Genomic DNA, 24,498 nt, shown 5'->3' with positions numbered 1-24,498 from the left:
TATATGAAAATTCACCACAGATTTATAATATATTTTAAAATTACTTTGATTTTTCTAATATCCATTTTATTCTTCTATCTATAGATGGATGAGTTTGAAACTTTTCATCGACTTTATTAAATCTTCTTATTGCGTGGTTAAGTTTTGCAAGCTTATCCAGCGCACTTGCGAATACTTCAGGTTCTATGCCCATTTCTAAAACGAAGGCATCAGCTTGCCTTTCTTGTATTCTGCTTGTTAGATATCTTAAAAATATCAAGTAACTAATTAGGAATAGAGCTATTATTCCTAAACCTACCCATAAGGGTATTTCGGTAAATTTATCCTCATAAGCCTCCATTATAATACCAAGGAGAGGCCCTAAAATAAATAATCCTAAAATAAGACCAGTTCTTATCCATAGATGATGTTTTTTTATATGACCTATTTCATGAGCCAATATACTTTTGGTTTCTTCTTCGGTGAAGTTTTCTAAAAGGTAGTCGGATAAAAATATTTGTTTTGTTAATAATCCAGATACTAAAGCATTAGCATGTTTATTATCCTTTGTAAACCACAGATATAGTTTGAATTTTTTTATGCCAGCCTTTTCTACAAAGGAGGTTAACTCATTTTTTAATTCTCCTTCCGGAAAAAGTTCTGCCTTCAGCATGTATTTATTAAAAAGGGGCATTACAAATGATAATAAAAGATAAATTACCATGGGGAATAATATATTAATATACTTTTGTAACTTTTCTCCTCCTAAGTTTTTAAGAGGCTTAAGATCTATAATAACTAGCATTATTATTAATGGTAGAGCTGTAAACACTAAAACTCTTAAAAGTAATTTTATTTGATCCCATTTCGATGAAGTAGTTTTTCTTAAAGATGTATTCAAATCGTATAAAATAAGCTGATTAAAAATTAATATTATAAATAAATAAAAATATATAATGATAAGTAATCCTAATAGTTGTAATCCACCCATCCAATCCAAATGTGGTGATAATGATAAGGAGGAAAAGAAAGCTGTAAAGAGAATTGTAATGAATTGAAGATATTTCCCTAGTATTTGTTGAAAATATAGAGTTTCTTCTATGGAGTTAGTCTTTTTATATTTTTTCTCCACTAGTACTTTTATAAGAAAGGAAAATAAAATGTTTATAAATATTATACCTAAATTGAAAAGTATAGCTTGAGATAACGATAGGTTAAATAAAAATTCAAATAAAAGTTCAAACATTGTATACCTCCTACGGTTTAAAACTATGTTTACAATTATATCAAATATTTGTAAAAATTTCGTTCGATTTATACTCTAAATATCTTAAATATTCCTTAAAGTTTATTGCTAACTATAAAAGACATCCCAATGATAGTATTGAGATGCCTAGAAAATTTATATATATATGGCAATTGGAATAGCTTGAATAGCAGGTCCTTTTATATTAGTTGTAAATTCTTTTGGCACTAGAATATTTTTCTTACTTAATAAATCTAAATATGGACCCATTTGCTTAAAGAAATCACAATAATAATCGCTCATGCAAGTCTTGCACAATAAATCTATATGTTCATCGCTATTAACAACCTTAACAACCCTACATAAAACTTTACAAGAACAATGGACATTGTCATATATATAGGCATTTTTATCTAAGAAATTATTTAAATTCACATTTAACACTGAAGTAAAAGAATTGCAGTCCATTATCATGTTTACAGTATTGTTTTTTGTTAAATTTGTACTTAAGTTTTTTAGTTGTTTCAGTATTACAGAATAATTTGTTAAAGGTTCCTTCTCATCTTCATTTTTCTTTAGTAGCTTATCTAAAGTTTTGCAATCATAAGCCTCTAATATTTCTATGGTAGTATTTATTTGAGATAATGTAGAGGTTGGGGAGATGTATCCTTCAAGCTCTATAAATTCCTGAGGAAGGACATTGTGATTAGAAATATTATCCTTTCCAATGCACTTTAATATATTTTTTTGGAGCATAAGGTTTTTAAGGCTATCAAAAATCTGAAAGGTTGTATATATTTGTTTAATACTAATCTCGTTTTTAGTACTATTTCTGTTGTCTAGACTTGTTACAAAGTCATTTGATAGATTTGAGGATTGGTCTTTTGACAAGTTCTTTTCTTTATCATTATTAGAAGTTTTTTTTCCTTTATTTTCACTACTTTTTTTCCCTCTTTGAAATTTAAAAGCATTGGTATTGTCTTGTAAATATCGTACTCCTCTGCTTTCGATGTAGCCATTAATTAGTATGGAATGTAAATCCAGTATTAAATTTTTATTTATATAAACAGGCGCATAAATTGAAGAGTTCACCTTTATTCCTCCAATATCCAATATTTTTCCTTTTCATATATAATATTCTATAAGTTTTAATTTGCTATAAAGTTGAAAAATAGTTACAATTGGTATATAGTAAATTTCAATATATTTAAAAAGAAACGGAAGGGTGTATATGAATATATTAACGGAAGTTGAAGAGAGGTTATCGATTTTTAAGAACTTTTATGACATTATAAGGGTGATTGACCCCATAAAAAAAACAGTAGTAGGTGTAAAGTATAAGGTAGGCCAGGAGTTGAATTTTCAAAATCATTCTTGCTTTCAGCTTTGGGAAAAGGGAGGGAGTTGTGAAAATTGTATTTCTATGAGAGCTTTCTTAGAAGAGAATACATTTATGAAAATAGAAAATGTCCAAGGGGAAATTTTTTTCGTAACCGCGTCTCCTATTTTCGTGGGACAAGATAAATATATTGTAGAACTACTTAAAGACGTAACAGTTAAGGGAATTGATACAGTTTACGATAATAAATGTATTACTAATATGGGAAACTTAATTTATAAATTAAATCAGTGTGCTATTAAGGATTCTCTTACAGATACTTTTAATAGAAGATATATTAGTGAGCAACTTACTAGAGTTATTAAAGATAATTCTAAAAATTACACCCCGCTGTCTCTTGTTATTATCGATATTGACCATTTTAAAGAAATTAATGATTCTTATGGACATGTTGCTGGGGACTATGTTCTAAGAGAGTTTAGTAAATTGGTAATGGAATTTATAGGAGAAACCTCCTATTGGTTAGGAAGATATGGTGGAGATGAATTTGTATTAGTTTTAAATAACACTAATGAAGTAGAAGCTTTTAATATAGCAAGTGAAATAAAGGAATCCTTAGAGAAAAAAGACTTTATTTTTGAAGGGGAAATAATTAAAACCACTGGAAGTTTTGGAGTGTGTACCCTAAGAGAAAAAGGCGTAGATTCAGTTGAAAAATTTATAAACTGTGCAGATAGAGCTCTTTACATGGCTAAACAGCAAGGAAGAAACAAAGTTGAAGTTACAAAAATATAGTTAAATTGGTGATGATTTTATGATGAAATTTGATAAACATAACAGTGAATTAGAAAAATATATATCAGACATAAGAGAAGTATTAAATGAAATAAGCGCTACAGAAGAAGAGAAAGAAGCAAGGCTTATTATTAGCAGATGCCTAGATGAGCTTATTGTGGAATATATGAAATCAAAGAACAGGGAATAAATTTTCCCTGTTCTTTAATATATGGATGAAATTGGGTATAATATAGTAGTAGGGGACGGTTCGCAAATTTTAATATTTTTTATAGGAGGATAAGTATGTTTTATCCAATGTTTTTTAAACCAATTTATAAGGAAAATGTATGGGGTGGAATCAAGTTAAACCAACTTTATAATAGAAAAAGTCCTTATGAGTATACAGGTGAAAATTGGGATGTGGCAGCTCATGAAAAGGGAATGAGTATTATAGAAAATGGTGAGTTTGAGGAGAAAACCTTAAAGGAAATCATGGAAAAATATCCGCAGGAAATATTAGGAGAGGAATTAAAAGACATGGAAAAATTTCCTCTCCTTATAAAGCTTATTCATGCAGAGGAAAATCTTTCGGTACAAGTTCATCCAAATGATCGATATGCAATGCTTTATGAAAATGGGCAGTTAGGCAAATGTGAGATGTGGTATGTTCTCCACGCAAAAGAAGGAGCAAAGTTAGTTTTTGGAATAAAGGATGGAAGTACTAAGGAAGACTTCAAGAAAGCTATAGAAAAGGGACAGGTTAAGGAATATTTGAAAGAAATAGAGGTAAGAAGAGGGGATGTTCTAAATATTCCAGCAGGAAGATTACATGCCATAGGAGCTGGAATAATTCTAGTAGAGGTTCAGCAAAACTCCGATTTAGTTTATAGAGTATATGATTGGGGTAGACTTGGATTAGATGGAAAACCAAGAGAACTTCATGTAGAAAAAGCATTAGATGTAATAAATTTTAAGGAAGATAATAGTCATAAGGTTCAAGGATTATCTATAGATTTAGGAGAAGCTAAAATTAAATATTTAATTGCTAATTCCTATTTTGCAGTTGAGGAAATCATTTTAAAGGGAAGTTATGTTATAAAAGGCTATAGTAAAAAATTCATTATTTACACTTGTATAGAAGGTGAATGCACAATAATATATAAGGGTGAAAAATATTTATTAGAGATGGGAAGATCTGTTTTTATGCCAGCTATTTTAGAGGAATGGGAAATAGAAGGAGATGTCACTTTGCTTAAGAGTTACGTACCTAATATTTATGAAGATTTTATTACTCCTTTAAAAAACTTTGGCTACAGCGATGAAGAAATAAATAGATATGTATCCATAGAACATATGTAGGGGGAATGCCTTTTGAAAAAATTTTTATCCATTGTTTTATGTATATTATGGATTACTTTTATATTTTCTAACTCTTCCGCTGATGGGGGAAAATCCCATAGCATTAGCACTAAGTTTTTGAATAATATAAAAGTACAACTTAAATATTATAAAAATAAAATGAAAATGAATAACAAAAATAGTTCTAAAGACAGCGAACCTATGAATTCTTTGGTGATGCTTAGTAGTAGTAAATCCCCAAATATTAGAGGTAATAATGCCTTCCAAAGCTATTTAACGAGGAAAAGTGCCCACTTATTTGAATATTTTATATTAGCATTGTTAATTTGTAATAGTTTTAAGCAGTTTAAAGTGGACAACAGTAAAGCATTGATATATATATTATTTATATGTCTTTGCACGGCGCATTTAGATGAATTTTATCAAAGCTTTATACCAGAAAGGACTTCTTCTGTAAGAGATATTTTATTGGATTTTACCGGAAGTTTAATAGGGATACTATTTTCTTATTTAACTTTTTATGGGAATTACAGAAGGAGTAGAAGAGGTTAAGATGGACACAAAGATTATTAAAAAAGTATTTAAATATGTTTTAGTTATTTTATGGATGATGATAATATATAAATTTTCTTCGGATACTGCAGACATATCCAATAGCAAAAGCAGCTTAGTTATAGAAATGCTAGCTTTTATAGGTGTTGATATAAATAGCATTTTTGGTGAATTAGCTATGCTAGTGGTGAGAAAACTAGGACACTTTACTGAATATTTCATACTATGTGTACTACTTATAAATTCTTTTTATAAAGATATGACTCTTAGAGGAAATTATAAGCTTTCTCTTTTAATCTCTTTTTTGTATGCCTGTAGCGATGAATTTCATCAGTTATTTGTTCCAGGAAGAAGTGGACAGATTGTAGATGTATTTGTAGATACTCTAGGAGCTTTACTAGGAATTTTCATATGGAACATATTTATTGAAAGAAAAAGTAAAAAGGGTGAAGCTTGAGTGGCTTCCCCTTAGTTTTATTTGTTATCTACTATTCCCTTTAGATAGTTCATAAACCCTTCTTTTAAATCTTCTCTTTTTAAAGCAAATTCTACTGTGGCTTCTAAAAAACCTAATTTGTCCCCTACATCATATCTTCTTCCTTGGAAATTATAAGCATACATGGCTTCGTCTTTTATAAGAGTTTTTAATGCATCAGTTAATTGTATTTCACCGTTTTTCCCTGGAGTGGTATTTTCCAATATGGAAAATATTTTTGGCGTAATTATGTATCTTCCAAGGATAGCTATATTTGATGGCGCCTCATCCATACTAGGTTTTTCGATTAAGTCCTTTACTTTGTGGACTCTATCTTCTATATGTAACCCTTGTACTATTCCATATTTTGATACTTCTTCCTTAGGAACTTCTTGCACGCCTAAGATAGTTGTTTTGTATTCATTATAGCAATCGATCAATTGTTTTAAGCAAGGGTTTTCACTGTGAACTATATCATCTCCTAGCATAACTGCGAAGGGTTCGTCTCCAACAAAGGTTTTAGCGCAGCTTATAGCATGACCAAGTCCCTTAGGTTCCTTTTGCCTTATGTAGTATATGTTAACCATATTTGATATCTGTTGAACCATAGACAATAACTCTGTTTTATTATGCTCTTCTAATTCTTTTTCCAGCTCTACTGATTTATCGAAATGGTCTTCTATGGCTCTTTTGTTTCTTCCTGTAATTATTAATATTTCTTCGATACCTGAAGCAACGGCCTCTTCTATAATATACTGTATAGTAGGTTTATCTACTATAGGAAGCATCTCTTTTGGTTGAGCTTTTGTAGCAGGTAAAAATCTTGTACCTAAACCTGCAGCTGGTATAATTGCCTTTTTAACTTTCATGATTTTCATCCTCTCAAAATTTTACTTTTACTGCTAATTTAGTTTATTCTATGTCGTAAATAAAAATCCTTTTATTATATTTTAAGAATAAATTAATGAATCAAAAAAGAAACGTGACAAAAGTTAGGGAAAATCTGCGAAATTAAGTGAAATTTATATATAAGTTTTACTTAATGGAATATTTAGGCTATAATATTTTTATTAACATATAAAATGTAATTAGGTAATTGATGGAAAGTCAAAAAAGAGGATAAATTTTCATAAAATCTTTACGATAATAAATAAAAAGAAATATAATTTAAGGTGATGAGAATGAAGAGAAATAAATGTAAATTTTTGGCTGTTTTTACCTTGGCTTTTTGCCTTATGGGAAGTAAGACCTTAGCTGCTCCCAAAACTAATCGTATTTATGGACAAGATAGATATGAAACAGCTTCAAAAGTTAGCCAAGAGGGTTGGAAAGAAAAGAGTAATTATGCCGTTATTGTGTCTGGAGAAAATTTCCCAGATGCCATAGTTGCAGCACCTTTAGCGAAGAAATACAATGCACCTATTCTTTTAACAAATAAAAACGTTATTAATATGTATACTTCTGTAGAACTTAAAAGACTTGGAGTTAAAAATGTGTTCTTAGTTGGGCAAAAGGGTGTTATATCTCAAAACGTGGAAGATGGGCTAAAAGTTATGGGAATTAAAGTGACTAGAATTGGTGGTAAAGATAGGTATGAAACTTCTTTAGAGGTAGCTAAAAAGCTTGGCAAACCAAAGCAAATAGCTATTGTTAATGGTAGCTATTTTGAAGATGCAGTTTCTATGGCTCCCATTGCTGCTATTAAAGGAATGCCTGTACTATTAGTCGGTAAAGACACTATTCAAAGTGATGTGATGAATTATATAAACTCTAATAAAAATGCGGAGCAAATATATGTTATAGGTGGAGAAGATATTATAAGTAGAAAATCTTTTAATTCTATACCTAATGCTAAAAGAATTGGAAAAGGGGATAAATATCAAAGAAATATTGATATTATAAATTACTTTAGAAATGAGTTGGAAATTGACAACATGTTTTTAGCATCGGGTAGAGCTTATGCCGATGCACTATCAGGTTCGACTTTAGCAGCATTAAATAGAGGGTTTATTCTTTTAGGAGATATTCCATTGCCCAATTCTACCATTAATTTTTTAACTTCTGAGGTTATAAATAATTTAACAATACTCGGAGGGGAAAGCGTTATAGGTTATGATTTAGAAGGGGCGGCAAAATATTTGCCTAAGGAAGTATCCTATGTGCCAGATGTTTATGATGTCATATATCAAAATGATGATTATACTCCTCCAAAATCTATTATTGCTAGTGCAACAGATGGGTCCAAGGTAGAGGTAGATGTTAATTGGAATCTTAAAAAAGTCAATACTTCTAAACCAGGATTATTTAACTTTTATGGTGACGTAAATGGATATTATGGAAGAGTAGGATTAAATTTAGTTGTACATCCAATACCTATAAAAATACCAGATGTATATAAAACTTCGCCAAGTAGATATGAGTTTATATTACCAGAGAAGGTATTAGCCACGTTAAGTGATGGTACATCGGCTGAAGTTCCAGTAGTTTGGGATTATGGAACGCAGAGTAAAAATTCTCCAGGTATATATTTGTTTGATGGTACTGTAGATAAATATAATAAGAAGGTCAAATTAACTTTACAGATAACAGATAGTGGTTCTGGATATCCTTCGAATGTATTTGATAATACAACTATAGAGATAGTGCAAGGAGAACCGTATAAACTTCCTAAAACTGTACTTGATAAGATTACCAATAAAAACATGTCAGTAACATGGAACACTCAAAGCATTGATACTAGTAAAACAGGTATAGTAAGACTTGAAGGTACTGTGAAAGATTCGCCATATAAAGCTTACTTAACTTTGATAGTTACTCCAAAAATTAAGGAAATCAAAGAAATAAGAGAAACAAGAGTGCAGGGAAGTTACTATAGTTTACCAAGACAAGTATTAGCGACCACTTCTGATGATAGGGAGATTTGGGTTGACGTTACCTGGGATGCTCCTTTTATCGATATGGGAACGCCACAAACTTATTATATTAAAGGTACAGTTAAACATTATGATAAACCAGTGTTGTTGGTGCTTAAAGTAGTATCAAATTAAATTTTAAAATATATGGATATTTAGAAAGGTGGATTTAAATGAAAAAGACAAAAACTTTTGTAGCTTCAATAGTTTTAGCTGCAATGATATCATCTTCTGTTTCAGCAGCATTACCTTATGGTGCTGTAATTATTGGGGATAAGGCCTATGATATAAACTACATTGCTAAAAATGCAAGTCGATTAAATGATATATTAAATAACTCAACTAATTTTAAAGATATATATTATGTGGATACCTCAGATACAGTTAAATCCTTGTTCAGCGGTACTACAGTAAGTGATCTTACGAAATTAGAAGTAAGCAGTATTACATATTATGATCTTAATGGTAACAAGAAAGTGTATGCTTTTGATACGAATAGTAAAAATTTTAATGAAGATGCTACTAGTTCTACAGTTGAAGCTGAAATAACTGTAACAAGTTTAGGTAGTGGAGGTATAAAATTTGTCAGAGTAAGAATACCAGAGACTAGTAGAATAAATGTAAAACCTTATAATTTAGATGCTAAGTATTTCAAAGTATACAACAACAATAATAGTGATTTGATTAAGAAGGTTGGTAAGCCTGAATCTTCAACGGGTGAGAGTGAGGATGCATATGTAATAAATATGACGACTACAGATCCTTATATTAGATTACAATTACTTTCTTCAGATAAAATGCCTATAGCAACTACAGAGTCCAAGCAACTGCCACTTGTTGACGGTAAACATACTGTAACTTTTAAGTTGGATAATTATTTTAAACCACCAACTGATAATAACTTTACTAACGTCAATGGATTAGGAAATTTAAATAATAATGGGTTAACTATTCAAAATGGGGAATGGACATACTATAGTAACTCAGCTGATGGTGGTGGAATATATAGAAGCAATGGAATAGTTGATGAAAAAATATGCAATGATAATGCAAAATATTTAAATATATTGGGAGATTATATTTATTATAGTAACTATTCTGATGGGCAAAAAATTTATAAAATAAGAAAAGATGGTACTGGTAGAAGAATAGTATGTACAGATCAAGCTTCCTATGTGGCAGTATCTGGGGAATATATTTATTATAGTTATCACTCAGGTACTGGTGTTGGTAATATCAAAAAAGTTAATAGAAATGCCAATAAATCTGTTGGGACAGCCATAACTAGTGATGAAGCTGAATATTTAGTTGTGGATAAAGATGTAATTTATTATGTAAATAAGTATCAAGGTAATACAATTTATTCTGTTCATACTGATGGAACCTATAGAAGCAAGATTTCAAAAGATAGTGCTAAATTTATTACCTTAGTTGGTGATAAGATATACTATGTTACCGATTCGGGGCAATTAAAATGGATTAGCAAAAATGGCGGAAGTTTTGGAACAATAAATGTGAGTAATGGAAGTACTGGTAAGGATGCAGTAATTTCAGCAATGAATATTACTGATGATGGAAAATACATGTATTATTCAGATGCGTCTGATGGAAATAAAATCTACAGAGCACCATTAGTTGATTATCTAAGAATTTCTGGAGATAAGTACTCTGATGATTACACTAACTTCATCAATATAGTGGGAGATAAGATTTATTATACTAAAGGAAGTAGTATGCTTATAGCAAATGAACCTAAAATTTCACCTAATAAGGATAGCTATGGAAGATCAATTTACATATATTCTTCTACACCTGTAGCTAAGCCAAAACAAAGTTTAAAAATAATTTCTTATGATAAGATTGCAGTACCAACTAAAAATGCAGTAGGAGCAGATTTAAGTAATCTGGAAGAATATTTACCAGACAAGGTTACTGCAGTTATGAGTGACAATTCCGTACGTGAACTTTTAGTAAACTGGAATTTAAATTCAGGGTCAAAGAATAATGGAGCAGTAATTAACTATACAGGAACTATAGTGGGATATGGCACTAAGGTTGCTTTAACTCTATCTATGGCTAGTGAATCTATACCAGCAGCTTCAGTTGAAGTTATAAATAATGCAGGTCTTTTAGATGACAAAGTGTTTGTAGGAGTTGGCGAAAAAGGAAATATTTTGGCTAATGCTAATTTGCAGGCTGGAGATGTAATTAGAGTTTATAGAGATCCTTACAAAGCTGAATTATTAGGACAGGACATAGTTTTACCTCCTTTAAGTAGTGGTAGACCACTAAGTGCTACTATTATACTTAGAAGAAACAAAACTATTACGGATGATGCTAGATATGTTTATGTTACAAGAACTTCTCCTAATACTAATGAAAGTGAAGTAGTTCCAGTTGAAATTACAAGAGAAATTGGAGGAAGACCAACCTTTGACAAGAATAATTTAAGTATTAATGTTATAAATTATGGTACACTTGAAAATGGTTTAACTGAAAATGATATTGTAGAAATTGCACCTACTACACAACTTCAACAGGGAGATATAGTACATGTGTACAAGGAAGTTGAAGGAAATAGAATAAAGATTGGTTCACAAATGGTGGAAATTGAACCAGATCCAAATCCATTTAACCCAAAGAAATACAAAGTATCTATTATACTTCCAGCAGGTTCTATTGAATATGATGCTTCTAAACCTTTAAGTAATAAAATATTCTTAACTAGAAGCAACCAATTTGCTGAAAGTGATGCTATAGAGGTTGCAATTCCTAAAGGAATTCCACTAACTCTTGGTAATTTAACTATACTTGGGGCAGGAATCGATGCAGTAGTATACAACTTGCCAATGATACCTAATGAAGCTTATAATGATACACAATATCAATACTATTATATGATAGGTGGAAGTATGCCAGATTTAGGTGCTGGAGTAGATGGATGGACTTTAATAGGCAATCAATCGGATCCTAGAATTTCAGGGGTGACAAATGGAACTACTGTGTATGTTGTTCAAACTTATAATAAGCAGATATTAAAATGTAGCAAGACAATAGCACAAATGCAGTAATTTAAAGTAATACAGAGACGTTTCACTAATTTTAATAACTAGCTATAAAATTAATGGGGAAAGATTAAAGAGGAGACTGTTAAAAAACTTTCCCTATTAATTTTATGCAATGAAAGGAGAGATAAACATGAAATTAACAAAAAAATTTAAATATAAAAAACTTAGTATAGTTTTGTGCGTATTAATGGTAGGGACGATTCAGCTAAACTTGCAGGGCATACCAAATTTAAAAAATAAGGCTTATGCAGCTACTAATCAAGAAATAACAAAAGAAATTAATGCTAAAGTTACAACAGATGTTAATAAGATTTGGACTATTAGATTTAATTCGGAAGTAGATTTTTATTCTGTAAGGGATAGAATTAGGGTAAATGAGGTATATAATAATTCTACAAGCAGTTCTGTACCGGTTAGTATAGAGGAAAGTGGAAGAATGTCTGTGAAAATCAATCCTCCATCTGGTGGATATAAAAAAGGCCAAAACTATCAAATAACTATAAACAAAGGCGCAAAGGGAAGAGATGGGAAATTTTTGACGAAGGATAATATTATGAGGTTTTCCATTCAAGGAGATAATACGGCTATGGCTAAAGTCGAAGTTTCTCCAGTTTTGGATATGTTTAAGGTAATAAATATTACTGGAACTACAAGACCAGACATCAAAAAATATAAGGTCGAAGGAAATGATTACATATTTAACTTAGGAGAGCCATCTGTAAATGTAATTAAGGATAAAAGTAGTGTACAAGTTTATTTTTATGGTAGTGATGGTACGAAGATAATTGGAAAAGCAACGTTAAGTATATCAAATAATTCTTATGATGTTCCTCTTGATATTACTTCATATTAATCCATTATTAGTTAAAGAATTATTATCGTATGAAACTTTTTATAAACAAGCTATTATGTTATAATAATTATAGATTTTAATAAAATCGAGGAGGGTAATGATGATACAGAAGAAGTATAGTAAGATGATAAAAACTGCTGCAATGGGATTAGCTTTAGCGACTATTTTAAATGCCAATAATGTATTTGCAGCATCTGTAAATAGAGTAGGTGGACAGGACAGATTCACAACAGCAAGAAGTGTTGCTGAAAGTATGTTTAGCAGTAGTGAGAATGTAGTTTTAGTAAATGGTGAAGGATATGCAGATGCCGTTAGTGCTACTCCATTAGCAAAGCAGCTAAATGCACCTATACTATTAACTCAAAAGGATAAGTTGCCTAATGGTGTATTAGAAACAATTCAAAAAATAGGTGCAAAAAATGTTTATATTGTTGGTGGAGAAGGGGTTGTAACCGCATCAATATATAGTACGTTAAAAGCAAATAATCTCAATGTTATACGTTATCATAAAGCAGGTGGAAATAGATTTGCTACTAATGCAGTAGTTGCAGCTGAGTTAATTAAGTTAACAGGCGCAAATAGAGCTATATTAGTTAATGGACAAGATGGATATTCTGATGCTTTAAGTGTTTCTTCAATTGCAGCTAAATTAGGTATACCGGTATTGATATCTAATTCCACAAAGTTGGATCCAGAAGTTAAGAAAGTAATAGATGATAATAAGTTACAAATAATGGCTGTTGGGGGCAGTGGAATACTTCCAGATGCAGTAATTAATCCAGTTAATGGAACTAGAATTGCTCAAGGTAAGGATAGATTTAAGACTAATATTAGTGTTCTAGAGTATTTCAAAGCGGATCTTTCTTTTGATAAATTTTATGTAGCATCTGGTGGTAATGATAGAATTAGAAACTTTGCGGATGCGTTAGTAGGTTCGGCGGCTGCAGCTAAATTTGGATCACCTTTAATTTTAAGTGGAAATATTGCCAGTGAAGAAGATATAATTGCATATGAAAACTTTATAAAGGGCAATATAAATAACAACTCAAATATTACTTTGATAGGACAGACGGGTGTTTTATCACAGATTGCAGAAAGTAGATTGGTAAAAATTGCTGAAGAAAAATCAGAAACAGACCTTGAAATTATTAGTATTGACTAGTAAAGTAGATGTAGATATAGTTAACTTAACTTAGAATTGGAGGACATATGATGAGCAATAAAGGAGACGGTTCGCAGAAAATAAGTGAAAAGGATTCGTTGAAAATTGAACTCTCATTAAATCAAAACACAATTGATAGAATATCTGATGTTCAAAAGAATTATCTTGAAGAGGAAATGAATGAAGTTATACCTGAAATAGAAGATGGGCAAGTAAATATTACAGGAGTATATATATTTGATGAGGGAGACAAATTTGAAGCGAAAATATATATTGTAAACGGGTTGTCCAGAGCGATAAATTTTGAGAAAGCACCTCTTTGTATAGTTAATTCTAAAGGAGAGGAGCTAGGATATGAAATATTTGATTTAAATGAGATGGGGGATATACCTCCTTATTCAGCCAGACCTTGGAAGATTTATTTTGATAAGAAAAACGTTGTTGTAGATGAAATTCCACAAGATGATTGGAAGATTGTTTTCGATAGCAGAATTAAAGCTGTTACTTATGCGAATATTGAATTAGAGGCAATACCAGAGAGTTTAGATGCAAAAGAAATTGCTACATTTAAAGAATTTATAGCTACACTACCTAAATTAGAACAGGGTCAAGTTAGCATATCCGTATTTACAATAACACAGTATCAAAATGATGATTTGCTAATGACTTTGATAGCTAGAAATGGAGTAGATGAGCCAATTAAATTAGAAAAGCTTCCTATTACTATAGAAACTTATGATGGAAGAACAGTTGTTAATGGAGCTTTTGATCTAGAAAACTTTGAAATTAATGCAGGTAAGGCTAGAATTTTAAGTTTAATATTCAAGAAGGAATTATTACTAGAAGAAGAATTTGACTTAGCAAGTTGCAAGGTAATGTTCAATAGTTAGAAACGGTTCGTAAATATATATAAAAGCAACTTATAAAATAAACTCTAAAAAGTTTAAATTTATAGGTTGTTTTTGTGTTTAAATTTATATTATTATAGACATAATTTATAAATTTAAGCAGTATATATAAAATGCTTAAATTTGGAAGGAGATATAATAAAATTAGCAAACCGTCCCTGACTACCTAACTAGACCCAAAATAGGAGGTTCAAAATGAGTTTTTATTCTTTATTTTTAATCGGGTTAGCCCTGTCTTTGGATGCTTTTGGTGTAGCTTTATGTGTCGGATTAAATAATAACGTAACTCTTAGATACAAAAGTCTATGTTCTGCATCTTTTAGTTTTTTTCAGTTTTTATTTTCTTTAGTTGGAGCATATATAGGATTTTTATTTAATACATACATAGTAGATGTGCCGGAGATAATAGGTGGCGTTATTATAGCTGGTGTAGGCTTGCTTATGATAAAAGAAGGCATGGAAAACAAAGAGGAGTGTGCTTTGATTAAACCAGGAATGTGGATAGTTCTTGGGATATCTGTTAGTATTGATGCACTTGTGGTTGGTTTCACTGCACTAAATCATATAAATAATTCAATTGTTATGCTAAATAGCACGCTACTTATTGGATTAATTACTATGATTATGACTATTATTGCCTTTGTAATTACGAAACATCTAAGAAAAATTGAGATTGTTGGGAAATATGCAGATTATATTGGAGGAGTAATTTTAGTTTTATTTGGAATTAAAATGATGTTTTTTTAAAATTCGTTATAATAGTATTATGTTTATGTTATAATAATTTATTATTAGTATAAGGTGATTGAAATGAAAGTTGAAGAATTCTTAAAATTAAATAATATGAAAATAACAAAAGGTAGAATTAGAATAATAGAAATTCTTAAAGAATCTAATGTTGGTGTTACGGCAGAATATATTTACGATAAATGTATTAAAAGTAGTTACAATATAGATTTGTCTACTATATACAGGAATTTGGAGTTATTTAATAATAAAGGTATTGTGGATAAATTTGATATTGGAGATGGAACATATAAGTATGTAATAAACTCTAATAGGCACACTCATTTATTAGAGTGTACCCTTTGTCACAAAGAAGTTGAAATAGATTGTCCCATTCAACAATTAGAACAAATTATTAAAAATAAAACAGGATTTAGTCTTGAAGAGCAAGAAGTCAGTTTGAAATTTAAAGGACTGTGTAAGGATTGTGGAATTAAAAAGTAATAGATTTATATTTAAGGAATTTGGTATAGCTTTTTTACTCTCCAAATTCCTTTTGAGCTTTTTTGTACTAAAACATCGTATTTAACCTTCTTGTGTGGAGATTTTTTTTCTTTTCCATCAACTTGAACAATAGCTAGTTTTCCATCTGAAAAAGTCATGTGAAGGCTATCGATATGATGCAATTTATTAAGATTAAATATATTGCTAGTTAAGTATCTTTCTACGGAATAAGCTAAATCTCTACTGTTGTTTTGAATAATTTTAAACCTTATAAAAGAAAATAAGATTAATAGTATTAAAAAAACTAAGATTTTACTATGGTTTTTACGTGGTAATTTCATTTTAACACCTCGAAACAAAAAGTTTATAAATATTTAATAATTTTTTATAACTTACGATAAATAATTTATGAACAATATCATATATAATACTATAGCTGTTATAGTTTTATTATATACAAAAAATGGAAAAAAGCAAATGATTTGAAAGGGAGGAGTTGAAAAATGGATTTTTCATCACTCATACTAATGGAAAAAGAAAATAATATTTTTGTAAAAGAATTAGGTAGTTATAAGGTAGGGGAAGGCGCCAAGTATATTGCCAAATTTTTTTATGATGGAGAGAAAGTTAATCTATATTTTAATACAAAAGACGATGTGGAAGAATGGGAATACACTGCAATTTACGATTGCTTTAATGAAGAGGTCTTTGAACAGGCGGGTTATCCTTTACAGGCAATTGACGATGAATATAATCCTACTTGGGCGATTAAATTTGATCATACTGAGGATATAGTTCAGATGGAAGAAATATTAGGGGAAATTTGTAGTTTAATAGAGGTTGAAATAAATAGAGTATTTGATGAAATTAAACTAAAAAAGGAAGATTACATGTAGAATTAAATAATGTATAATATTAGCGTGAATTAAATAATAATACTATGAAAAATATTCAGATTTTGTATTTATTTTATGTATTTACTATGTTATTATCATATTTAGATGAATAAGCCAGTATAATTACGCTTATTGTTGGGAAATGTTATTATTTAAGGAGAATTATAATGAGACTTGAGTTTATTAATCGTGTACGAGAGAATGAAATACTGGGGAAAAGTATTCTAACTAGCGATGGAAAAATACTCCTGAAAGCTGGAGTTAGGCTTTCAAGTAATTACATAAAAAAACTAAGGGAAATAGGTGTGTTTTACGTATATATTGAAGATTCGAGATTAGATGATATACTACCAGAAGATGAACAATTAGTAGAATTAAAACAATTCACTATGAAAAGCATGTCTGAAATAGTTAAGAATATTCATAGTTGTAATGGAAAAGAGTTAAAGCAAACGCTTGGTGTAGTAGAAAACCTTGTTCAATACATTATTGAAATGGGAGATGTAAACAAGAGTATTTATGACATAAAAACTTATGATAATTATACATATGTTCATTCATTAGATACCTGCATAATGTCATCTTTTTTAGGATTGTCATCAGGATTTAAAGAAAAAGAAATTAAAGAGCTAGGCATAGGAGCGGTATTGCATGATATAGGGAAGACAAAAATTCCTATATCTATATTAAATAAGCAAGGTAAATTAACACAAGAAGAGTTTGATGAAATAAAAAAACATACACTATATGGAGGAGAAATATTAAGAAAAAATTACTCCATATCCTTTGATATTATTAACATCGTTGAACAACATCATGAAAGAGTAGATGGAAGAGGATATCCTTATGGATTAGAAGATAATAATATTTCTAAGTTTGCTAAGATAGTGTGTATTTGTGATGTATTTGATGCTGTAAGTAATGATAGATGCTATAGAAAAAAGTTTAATCCAAATGATGCTTATGAATTAATATTAGCTGGTTCAGGTGTATGCTTTGATGAAAGTTTAGTAATGAAGTTTAAGGATACCTTTGCAATTTATCCCTTAGGAAGTTGTATAAGGCTTTCAAGTGGTGAAGAAGGGTATGTTGTAAGACAAAATAAAGGCTTCCCAGATAGGCCAATAATAAGAGTACTATACGATAGCATAACCAATGCTCCTGTTCCATTTTATGAAATTGATTTATTAAAAAATCCAAGTATGGCAGTAGTATCTTTAGTTTAAATTTTTTATTATAATTAAGCATAACAGCTGTTAATCAATTGGTTAGCAGCTGTTTTTGTAGTGTGCCCAGCATGGTATTTGTAAAAGTTTAGGGACGGTTCGCGAAATGTAAGCAAAACTAATTTAAAATAGAATACCATTATACAATGATATATAATATATGTTATATAGATATAGATATAGATATTAATATATCAGTCAGAGGAGAATATTATGGATAATAAAAATAAATTTATAAATTTTTTATTAGATAATTTCATGAGAGGTTTAGGATATACCTTGCAAGAGTTAAAAATTGAATATGTAGGAGTCGTTAGTAGATGGATTCTTACAAAGCCTGCAGGTGATGGTAGCAATAAAGTTATAATAATGTGCGATGAATATTATGATAATAAAAATGATCAATGGGTTATAGATGAGCTGAAAAATTTAAATATTGATAATGTAAATTTAGTTAAAGTGTTTTTTACAGATGATTATAACTGGGTTAATGCTTATATAGAAAACATAGATGGCAATAAATACTCCTATGTATTCCTTAATGAAAGTGTTGATAAAATACTTTACTATACAAGTGACAATGAGGAAATTATAGAGGTTGCATCTTATTATATAAATTCTGAATCAGAAACGCAGAAACAAAGAGTTGGTGAAAGTAGGAAAACAAATAGAGCTACTATGACTTATATATTTATGGCTATAAATATTATCATGTATGGAGTGACTGCATTACTTTCAGGAAATATAATAGATAGCAATGTTAATGTGCTAATATTTTTAGGTGCAAAATTTAATCCGTTAATTAGCATGGGACAATATTATAGATTGGTTACCTGCACCTTTTTGCATGGAGGAATAGTTCATTTAGGGTTTAATATGTATGCATTGAATTCGCTAGGACCATTCGTAGAGAAAGTATACGGTAAGTGGAAATATTCGTTAATATATTTGATATCTGGAATAGTTTCGTCAACGTTTTCCTATTTTTTTTCTGAGAGTGTATCAATTGGTGCATCGGGATCAATTTTTGGTTTATTGGGAGCTTGTTTAATAGTTTCAATGAGATATAAAGATAAGTTAGGAAAAGGATTTATAAATAATATAATGTCAGTTATATTTGTAAATTTAATTATTGGATTTTCAATGGCAAACGTTGATAATTTAGGACATATTGGTGGATTAGTTGGTGGAATAATTTTATCATTTGTATTAATCAAAAAATAAATCAAAACCATAGAAAAAGTAGGGGACGGTTCGCTATTTATAAAATTAATTTCTAATAAAAATTAATTTTATAACGCGAACCGTCCCTAAAAATTCTCCCTAAAATTCATGGATTTAATGCTTAAAAGATCGAATCGTCCCCAATAATTCTTCTGAATTTAAGGTTTCTTGAAGAAGAAGTTTTTCTGAAATTTCTTCTAATGAAGAGAGTTCTCGTGTTAAAAGTTCTTTTGTTTCTTTATATAATTTGTCCACAAGATTTTTGCATTCAAGTATAATCTCATTTTGATCAATATTTAGTTCCATCAGTTGTTGCATATTTAGAAGCCCTAGGGTTTCACCCATTCCATATTGAGTTACCATGTGAAATGCAATGTTCGTGCATTGCTTTAAGTCACTGTGAGCTCCAGTAGTTATATTTTCATAACCAAAAATCAACTCTTCGGCAGCTCGTCCCCCTAGTAGCACCATTATTCTTTTCTCTAAATAGCTTTTTGTCTGGTACATACTATCTTCAGGTATACTAATAGTGTACCCTCCAGCACCCTTGGTACTTGGTATTATAGTAACCTTATCTACTTTCTCATTAGGAAGGACAGTAAGAGAAACTAGAGCATGTCCTGCCTCGTGATAAGCTGTGATTTTTCTATCCTGTTCTTTGATATAGTCCCTATTTTGTTTTTCGTAACCTGCCATCACAATAGAATAGGCTTTGTCCAAATGAGAATTTTCTATAAAAGTACTATTTTCCTTACAGGCAATAATAGCACCTTCATTTACTAAGTTTTCAAGCTTAGCTCCTGAAAAATAAGCTGTTTTATGAGCCCAAGATTCAATATCAATATTGTTTACAGGTTTATTTTTTAAATGAAGTGATAAAATTTTCTTTCTAGCAGTTAAATCTGGTAAAGAAACTTCTATGTGCCTATCAAATCTACCAGGTCTTAATAGAGCTTCGTCAAGCATGTCTAGTCTATTTGTTGCTGCCATAATTATTATGCCATCCTTTTCATTAAAACCTGACATTTCTGTAAGTAGTGCATTTAAAGTTTGGTCTCTTTCATCAGATCCTCCTGCTTTGGAATTATCTCTTTTTTTACCAATGGCATCAATTTCATCTATAAATATTACAGCCTTACCATGGCCTCTTGCTTTTTTAAATAATTGTCTTATTCTGCTGGCTCCAACTCCTACATAAACCTGCACAAAATCCGAACCAGACATGGCATAAAAGGGTACATTAGCTTCTCCTGCAACGGCTTTTGCCAGTAGAGTTTTTCCTGTTCCAGGCTCCCCGTATAAAATGATACCCTTTGGCATTCTTGCGCCATAGGAATTATATTTTTCAGGATTTTTCAAAAAGTCTACCACGTCCATTACGCTTTCTTTAGCCTCTTCATTGCCAGCTACATTATGAAAAGTAAAGGGTAAATCCGCTACAGCTGATGCATCTAAAGAATCAACAGACATCATTTTACGTGCACTTATGTTTGAGGATTTAGCTAGTCCTAGTGCCAATGAAACTATAGAAACCATAAAAGATACCATGAATACAACATTTAATCCATCAGAAGGGGAGGTTTCTAAAACACTAATTCCTTGATTTAGCATGGTTTCTTTAAAACTATCTATCCTCGGATTATCCGTTTCGTATATTTTTCCATCAAGAAGCTTAACTTTAATTTTGGGTGTATCCGTATAGTATACAGTGGAGATTTTCTTTTCGGATAAATCTCTTAAAAATTCTGTGTAGTTTTTATTAGTTGTAGATTTAAAACCGTAGTTAACTCCAATAAGTAAAACTAGTGATAAAATAGCTGTAATTATTGGAATATATATATGTTTTTGTTTTATTTTATTCATCTAGATACCTCCCTATAAAGAGTATGTTGCAAAATTCGACATAAAAGTGAATTTACAATTATCTTATAATATTTTTATATATTAGTCCAACGAAAATCATAAAATTTTCTATGGTAAATCATGTATCTTGTTGCAGAATTGAATTTTTAATGTATACTTTATATATAAATATTAATTATTAAAAACAGGCTATGCATCCATCAGGGGGAGCCTTGTATACTAAAAATGGGGGGATAATATGAAAATTTCCTATGTAAAAGCAATAATAAAAGAAGATGAAATATTAGAACTGATAAAGGAATATGTGAAAGTTGAAGGATTAGAGATAAATAATATAATTATAAATGAATTTATAACTATAGAGGGTAGTTATAAATTTAAGGTGAATTTTCCTTTCAAAGCTAATGTAGCTATTGGAAGTATAAATGATAGCTTATTAAATCTTAGTATAATGAATGTAAAGATTGGTAAAATAGGAGTATTAAATAGTATCAAAAATTTCGCTATGAAAAAAATAATAAAGGATTTTGAAGAGTATGGAATTACGTCGGAAAAAGAAATTTTTTCTGTAGATCTAACCAAGGTTTTAACCTTAGTTCCTTTTGTAAACTTTAAAATAAAAGGGGTCAAGCCTATGGAATCCTCTTTAGAAGTAGAGTTAGAAGATTTAGCTTATATAAAGGATAAAGAAACTGCAAAAATTCAAACCGAAGACAAAGTAATAGAATTCATTCCACAAGAGGATTGTTATACAGAAATTAGAGAAGAAATTAGTAAAAAGGTTCCAAATAAATATGAAAAAATAGTGGAGTATGCAATGATTATACCCGATATAGTAGCTTTGCTTTGGAGATTATTAAAAGACAAAAGGGTAAATACTTTAACAAAAGCAAAAGTGGCAGGAACAATTTCATATTTAGCATTACCTTTTGATATTTTACCAGATTTTATTCCTTTAATAGGTAGGATAGACGATATTGCCATTGCTTTTTATGGATTAAACTCTATATTAAATGACATACCAGAAGAGGTTATTCTTCAGAATTGGCAAGGAGAAAAAGACATTATAATGACTGTAAAAGAAGGGGTAAAATATGTATCTGCTTTGGTTGGAAGTGAGAATGTAAAAAAACTAGTAGATACAATTAAGGATTTAGGTAAAAGTAAAAAAGAGTATTAAAGGGAGGAAACTTTTTACATGAAAAAAGTGATAATATACACTGATGGAGCTTGCAGAGGCAATGGAAAGGAAAATACCATTGGTGGATATGGAATAGTAATGATGTATAACGAGCATAAAAGAGAGATTAAAGAGGCAGTAAAAAATACTACGAATAATATTATGGAATTAACCGCGGTGATTGAGGCATTAGCACTTTTAAAAGAGCCCTGTGAAGTGGAAGTTTATAGTGATTCTGCCTATGTAGTAAATGCAATAAATAATAAATGGATAGAATCTTGGCTTAAAAACGGTTGGAAAACCTCTTCGAAAGAACCGGTAAAAAATAAAGAACTTTGGAAAAAGTTAATAGAACTTCTAGACTATCACAAAGTGAAATTTATAAAAGTAAAGGGACATTCAGATAACGAGTACAATAATAGATGTGATAAATTAGCAAATGAAGCCATGGATGAGCTTATGTAATAAATTCCATAAAAATAATTGATTAAAATATCATAAATTGCATAATCTATGTTTACACACACTATATAGGAGAGGTGATAGATTATGATGACACGTAATAAATTAATAACAGGTATGATGTTAGGAGCAGCTGCAACTATGCTACTTATGCCAGATATGGACAGAAACACAAGAAGAAGAATGAAAAGAGCAAATAGGTATGTAAGAAATATGGCAGAAGACGCTTATGGCGGCATGATGAAGTGGATGAGATAATATTTGAATTAAAAGGGGAGTACATAGTACTTCCCTTTTAATTTTAACTATTTGTAAATAATATAAAAAGTAATGTTAAAAATAATTAACATTGTCCTTTAATTTGCATATATTTTAGATATTAAATCTAAAATATGTTATAATATACTAAGATTTAGAAATAAACAAAATATAAACAATATATGATATAAATTTTCAAGAAAAGGAAGAGTGAACTATGGAAATATTGTCACTGGGCGAAAAAATCAAAAGAAGAAGAAAAGAACTAAATATGACCCTAAAGGATTTAGCGGGAGATAGAATTACTCCTGGCCAGATAAGCCTTGTAGAGTCAGGTAAATCTAATCCTAGTATGGATTTATTAGAATATTTAGCTGTTGCCCTAAATACCTCAGTGGAGTATTTAATGGAATCAGAAGAAACTCAATCGGAAAAAATATGTAGTTATTTTGAAAACATAGCTGAATCTTATATATTAAATAAAGATCTTTACTTAGGGGAACAATATGTAGAGAAGGCCTTTTACTATGCAGAAAAATATAATTTAGATTATAGAAAAGCTAGGATACTTTATTTAAGAGGAATCATATATATGTCCAAGGGTGAAATGACCATAGCTCAACAGTTTTTTTTATCTTCAAATGTAATTTTTATAAGAGAAAATAGATATGAAGAGATAATTAATACCTTTGTTAACTTGGGTAAAATAACCCTAAGTTTGAATGCTTATCATTCTTCTGCTAGCTATTTTCAACAGGCTGAAAAGGTTTATATTGATAATAATATAGGAAATGACTTTCTACTAGGCGAAATTTATTATAACATGGCAAACGTTCAATATCACCTGGAGAATACAGGAAAAGCAATTGATTATTCTTTTTTAGCAAAAGAAAAGTTTAAACAAATTGATGATAAAAAATCTTATGCTGCTACATTGCTATTATTAGCAGAGCAATATAATAAAAAAGGCGATATAGATAATGCTATAAAATATTCTAAAAAGACATTAAATTTATATAAAGATATAAACAATGAATCTTATATTGGTCAAATTGAAAATAATTTAGGAAAGCTATTCTATCAGTTTGATAATATAGAAGAATCCTTCATTCATTTAAATAAGGCCAAGGAAATTAGAAAAAATATAAAGGATTCTAAATTAATTGAAACCTTGGTTAACATATGCGAAAACTACATTAAATTAAGAGATTCTTTAAATGCTAAAAAAACCTTAGATGAAATCATGGATAATATGAAAGATGGAGATAATAATGCTTTAATTCAATATTATTTATTAAAGCATAGGGTTCATATGTTACAAGGAGATATAAAAGAGGCTGAAAGCAACTTGCTTCTCGCTTTAAACTTTGTAAAGAATATGGATTATTTAAAAGAAGCGGCTGAAATAGCTATACTTATAGGAAAGTTTTATATAGACTGCGGAAGAGAAATAGAAGCTGCTCAATATTTAAATTATGGAGTTGAGGTATTTAAGAAATTAGGCATATTAAAAGAGAGTTAAATGGATA

Annotated in this window: 24 protein-coding genes; 19 read left to right on the top strand and 5 right to left on the bottom strand. The window is 29.9% G+C overall.

Features of this window, described 5'->3' with window-relative positions; all coding sequences use genetic code 11:
- Positions 1-40 precede the first annotated feature (40 nt).
- Together ABDZ69_RS12130 and ABDZ69_RS12125 are read right to left on the bottom strand one after the other, a co-directional pair.
- Positions 41-1,225 carry a M48 family metalloprotease gene (locus ABDZ69_RS12130; RefSeq protein WP_343769989.1) on the bottom strand — a complete coding sequence of 395 codons (1,185 nt, stop codon included), beginning with the start codon at positions 1,223-1,225 and terminating at the stop codon, positions 41-43.
- 156 nt (positions 1,226-1,381) lie between these two features.
- Positions 1,382-2,317: a DUF6414 family protein gene (locus tag ABDZ69_RS12125; protein WP_343769987.1), complete on the bottom strand. Its 936-nt coding sequence runs from the start codon at positions 2,315-2,317 to the stop codon at positions 1,382-1,384.
- Between the two features lie 139 nt (positions 2,318-2,456).
- Here ABDZ69_RS12125 and ABDZ69_RS12120 point away from each other — a divergent pair, with 139 nt between their 5' ends.
- The 5 genes from ABDZ69_RS12120 (at position 2,457) to ABDZ69_RS12100 (ending at position 5,709) form a co-directional block, all read left to right on the top strand.
- A complete protein-coding gene (locus tag ABDZ69_RS12120) occupies positions 2,457-3,359 on the top strand; it encodes a GGDEF domain-containing protein (RefSeq protein ID WP_343769985.1) in 903 nt (300 codons plus the stop codon).
- Positions 3,360-3,378: 19 nt separating this feature from the next.
- Positions 3,379-3,549, top strand: a complete 171-nt coding sequence (locus ABDZ69_RS12115; protein WP_343769984.1) for a Spo0E family sporulation regulatory protein-aspartic acid phosphatase — start codon at positions 3,379-3,381, stop codon at positions 3,547-3,549.
- Positions 3,550-3,644: 95 nt separating this feature from the next.
- Entirely contained in the window at positions 3,645-4,700 is a 1,056-nt protein-coding gene (locus ABDZ69_RS12110) for a type I phosphomannose isomerase catalytic subunit (protein WP_343769982.1), read from the top strand.
- A 12-nt stretch (positions 4,701-4,712) separates the two neighbouring features.
- On the top strand, positions 4,713-5,252 hold the full coding sequence (locus ABDZ69_RS12105; protein WP_343769981.1) for a VanZ family protein: 540 nt from the start codon (positions 4,713-4,715) through the stop codon (positions 5,250-5,252).
- Complete coding sequence (locus ABDZ69_RS12100; RefSeq protein WP_343769980.1) at positions 5,221-5,709, top strand: VanZ family protein; 489 nt, start codon at positions 5,221-5,223, stop codon at positions 5,707-5,709. The genes ABDZ69_RS12105 and ABDZ69_RS12100 overlap by 32 nt, the downstream gene beginning before the upstream one ends.
- Positions 5,710-5,726: 17 nt before the next feature.
- On the opposite strand, the gene galU is transcribed toward ABDZ69_RS12100, so the two are convergent.
- Positions 5,727-6,596, bottom strand: coding sequence for a UTP--glucose-1-phosphate uridylyltransferase GalU (gene galU, locus ABDZ69_RS12095; RefSeq protein ID WP_343769978.1), 870 nt, complete (start codon positions 6,594-6,596; stop codon positions 5,727-5,729).
- 312 nt (positions 6,597-6,908) lie between these two features.
- Between galU and ABDZ69_RS12090 the strand changes: the two genes are divergently transcribed.
- The 7 genes from ABDZ69_RS12090 (at position 6,909) to ABDZ69_RS12060 (ending at position 15,860) form a co-directional block, all read left to right on the top strand.
- Positions 6,909-8,774: a cell wall-binding repeat-containing protein gene (locus ABDZ69_RS12090; RefSeq protein ID WP_343769976.1), complete on the top strand. Its 1,866-nt coding sequence runs from the start codon at positions 6,909-6,911 to the stop codon at positions 8,772-8,774.
- A gap of 38 nt (positions 8,775-8,812) precedes the next feature.
- Positions 8,813-11,710 (top strand): DUF5050 domain-containing protein, encoded by a 2,898-nt coding sequence (locus ABDZ69_RS12085; protein WP_343769975.1) that lies wholly within the window; start codon positions 8,813-8,815, stop codon positions 11,708-11,710.
- 127 nt (positions 11,711-11,837) lie between these two features.
- Positions 11,838-12,560, top strand: a complete 723-nt coding sequence (locus ABDZ69_RS12080) for an Ig-like domain-containing protein (RefSeq protein ID WP_343769973.1) — start codon at positions 11,838-11,840, stop codon at positions 12,558-12,560.
- A gap of 100 nt (positions 12,561-12,660) precedes the next feature.
- The gene (locus ABDZ69_RS12075; RefSeq protein ID WP_343769972.1) at positions 12,661-13,722 is read left to right on the top strand and encodes a cell wall-binding repeat-containing protein; all 1,062 of its coding nucleotides are present in this window, start codon (positions 12,661-12,663) and stop codon (positions 13,720-13,722) included.
- 50 nt (positions 13,723-13,772) lie between these two features.
- On the top strand, positions 13,773-14,612 hold the full coding sequence (locus ABDZ69_RS12070) for an SLAP domain-containing protein (protein WP_343769970.1): 840 nt from the start codon (positions 13,773-13,775) through the stop codon (positions 14,610-14,612).
- Positions 14,613-14,825: 213 nt separating this feature from the next.
- Positions 14,826-15,377 carry a manganese efflux pump MntP gene (locus ABDZ69_RS12065; RefSeq protein ID WP_343769968.1) on the top strand — a complete coding sequence of 184 codons (552 nt, stop codon included), beginning with the start codon at positions 14,826-14,828 and terminating at the stop codon, positions 15,375-15,377.
- 63 nt (positions 15,378-15,440) lie between these two features.
- Positions 15,441-15,860 carry a Fur family transcriptional regulator gene (locus tag ABDZ69_RS12060; RefSeq protein ID WP_343769966.1) on the top strand — a complete coding sequence of 140 codons (420 nt, stop codon included), beginning with the start codon at positions 15,441-15,443 and terminating at the stop codon, positions 15,858-15,860.
- Between the two features lie 11 nt (positions 15,861-15,871).
- On the opposite strand, the gene ABDZ69_RS12055 is transcribed toward ABDZ69_RS12060, so the two are convergent.
- Positions 15,872-16,201, bottom strand: coding sequence for a hypothetical protein (locus ABDZ69_RS12055; protein ID WP_343769964.1), 330 nt, complete (start codon positions 16,199-16,201; stop codon positions 15,872-15,874).
- A gap of 162 nt (positions 16,202-16,363) precedes the next feature.
- On the opposite strand from ABDZ69_RS12055, the gene ABDZ69_RS12050 reads away from it, so the two are divergent.
- From ABDZ69_RS12050 to ABDZ69_RS12040, 3 genes are all read left to right on the top strand, one after another.
- Positions 16,364-16,756: a DUF6762 family protein gene (locus ABDZ69_RS12050; protein WP_343769962.1), complete on the top strand. Its 393-nt coding sequence runs from the start codon at positions 16,364-16,366 to the stop codon at positions 16,754-16,756.
- Positions 16,757-16,923: 167 nt separating this feature from the next.
- Entirely contained in the window at positions 16,924-17,982 is a 1,059-nt protein-coding gene (locus tag ABDZ69_RS12045; protein ID WP_343769960.1) for an HD-GYP domain-containing protein, read from the top strand.
- A 213-nt stretch (positions 17,983-18,195) separates the two neighbouring features.
- A complete protein-coding gene (locus ABDZ69_RS12040) occupies positions 18,196-19,206 on the top strand; it encodes a rhomboid family intramembrane serine protease (protein WP_343769959.1) in 1,011 nt (336 codons plus the stop codon).
- Between the two features lie 114 nt (positions 19,207-19,320).
- On the opposite strand, the gene ABDZ69_RS12035 is transcribed toward ABDZ69_RS12040, so the two are convergent.
- The gene (locus ABDZ69_RS12035; protein WP_343769957.1) at positions 19,321-21,069 is read right to left on the bottom strand and encodes an ATP-dependent metallopeptidase FtsH/Yme1/Tma family protein; all 1,749 of its coding nucleotides are present in this window, start codon (positions 21,067-21,069) and stop codon (positions 19,321-19,323) included.
- Between the two features lie 238 nt (positions 21,070-21,307).
- Here ABDZ69_RS12035 and ABDZ69_RS12030 point away from each other — a divergent pair, with 238 nt between their 5' ends.
- The 4 genes from ABDZ69_RS12030 to ABDZ69_RS12015 all read left to right on the top strand — a co-directional run bounded on the left by ABDZ69_RS12030 (position 21,308) and on the right by ABDZ69_RS12015 (position 24,491).
- Entirely contained in the window at positions 21,308-22,249 is a 942-nt protein-coding gene (locus tag ABDZ69_RS12030) for a YkvA family protein (RefSeq protein ID WP_343769955.1), read from the top strand.
- Between the two features lie 18 nt (positions 22,250-22,267).
- Complete coding sequence (rnhA, locus tag ABDZ69_RS12025; RefSeq protein ID WP_343769953.1) at positions 22,268-22,714, top strand: ribonuclease HI; 447 nt, start codon at positions 22,268-22,270, stop codon at positions 22,712-22,714.
- Between the two features lie 84 nt (positions 22,715-22,798).
- Positions 22,799-22,969 (top strand): YtxH domain-containing protein, encoded by a 171-nt coding sequence (locus tag ABDZ69_RS12020; RefSeq protein ID WP_343769951.1) that lies wholly within the window; start codon positions 22,799-22,801, stop codon positions 22,967-22,969.
- A 217-nt stretch (positions 22,970-23,186) separates the two neighbouring features.
- Positions 23,187-24,491, top strand: coding sequence for a helix-turn-helix domain-containing protein (locus tag ABDZ69_RS12015; protein ID WP_343769949.1), 1,305 nt, complete (start codon positions 23,187-23,189; stop codon positions 24,489-24,491).
- The last annotated feature ends 7 nt before the right edge of the window (positions 24,492-24,498 follow it).

Source organism: Clostridium malenominatum, assembly GCF_039521365.1.
Classification (GTDB): domain Bacteria; phylum Bacillota; class Clostridia; order Clostridiales; family Clostridiaceae; genus Clostridium_AW; species Clostridium_AW malenominatum.
Note: the sequence above shows the minus strand (reverse complement) of the source record. Positions and strands in the feature narration are given on the sequence as shown.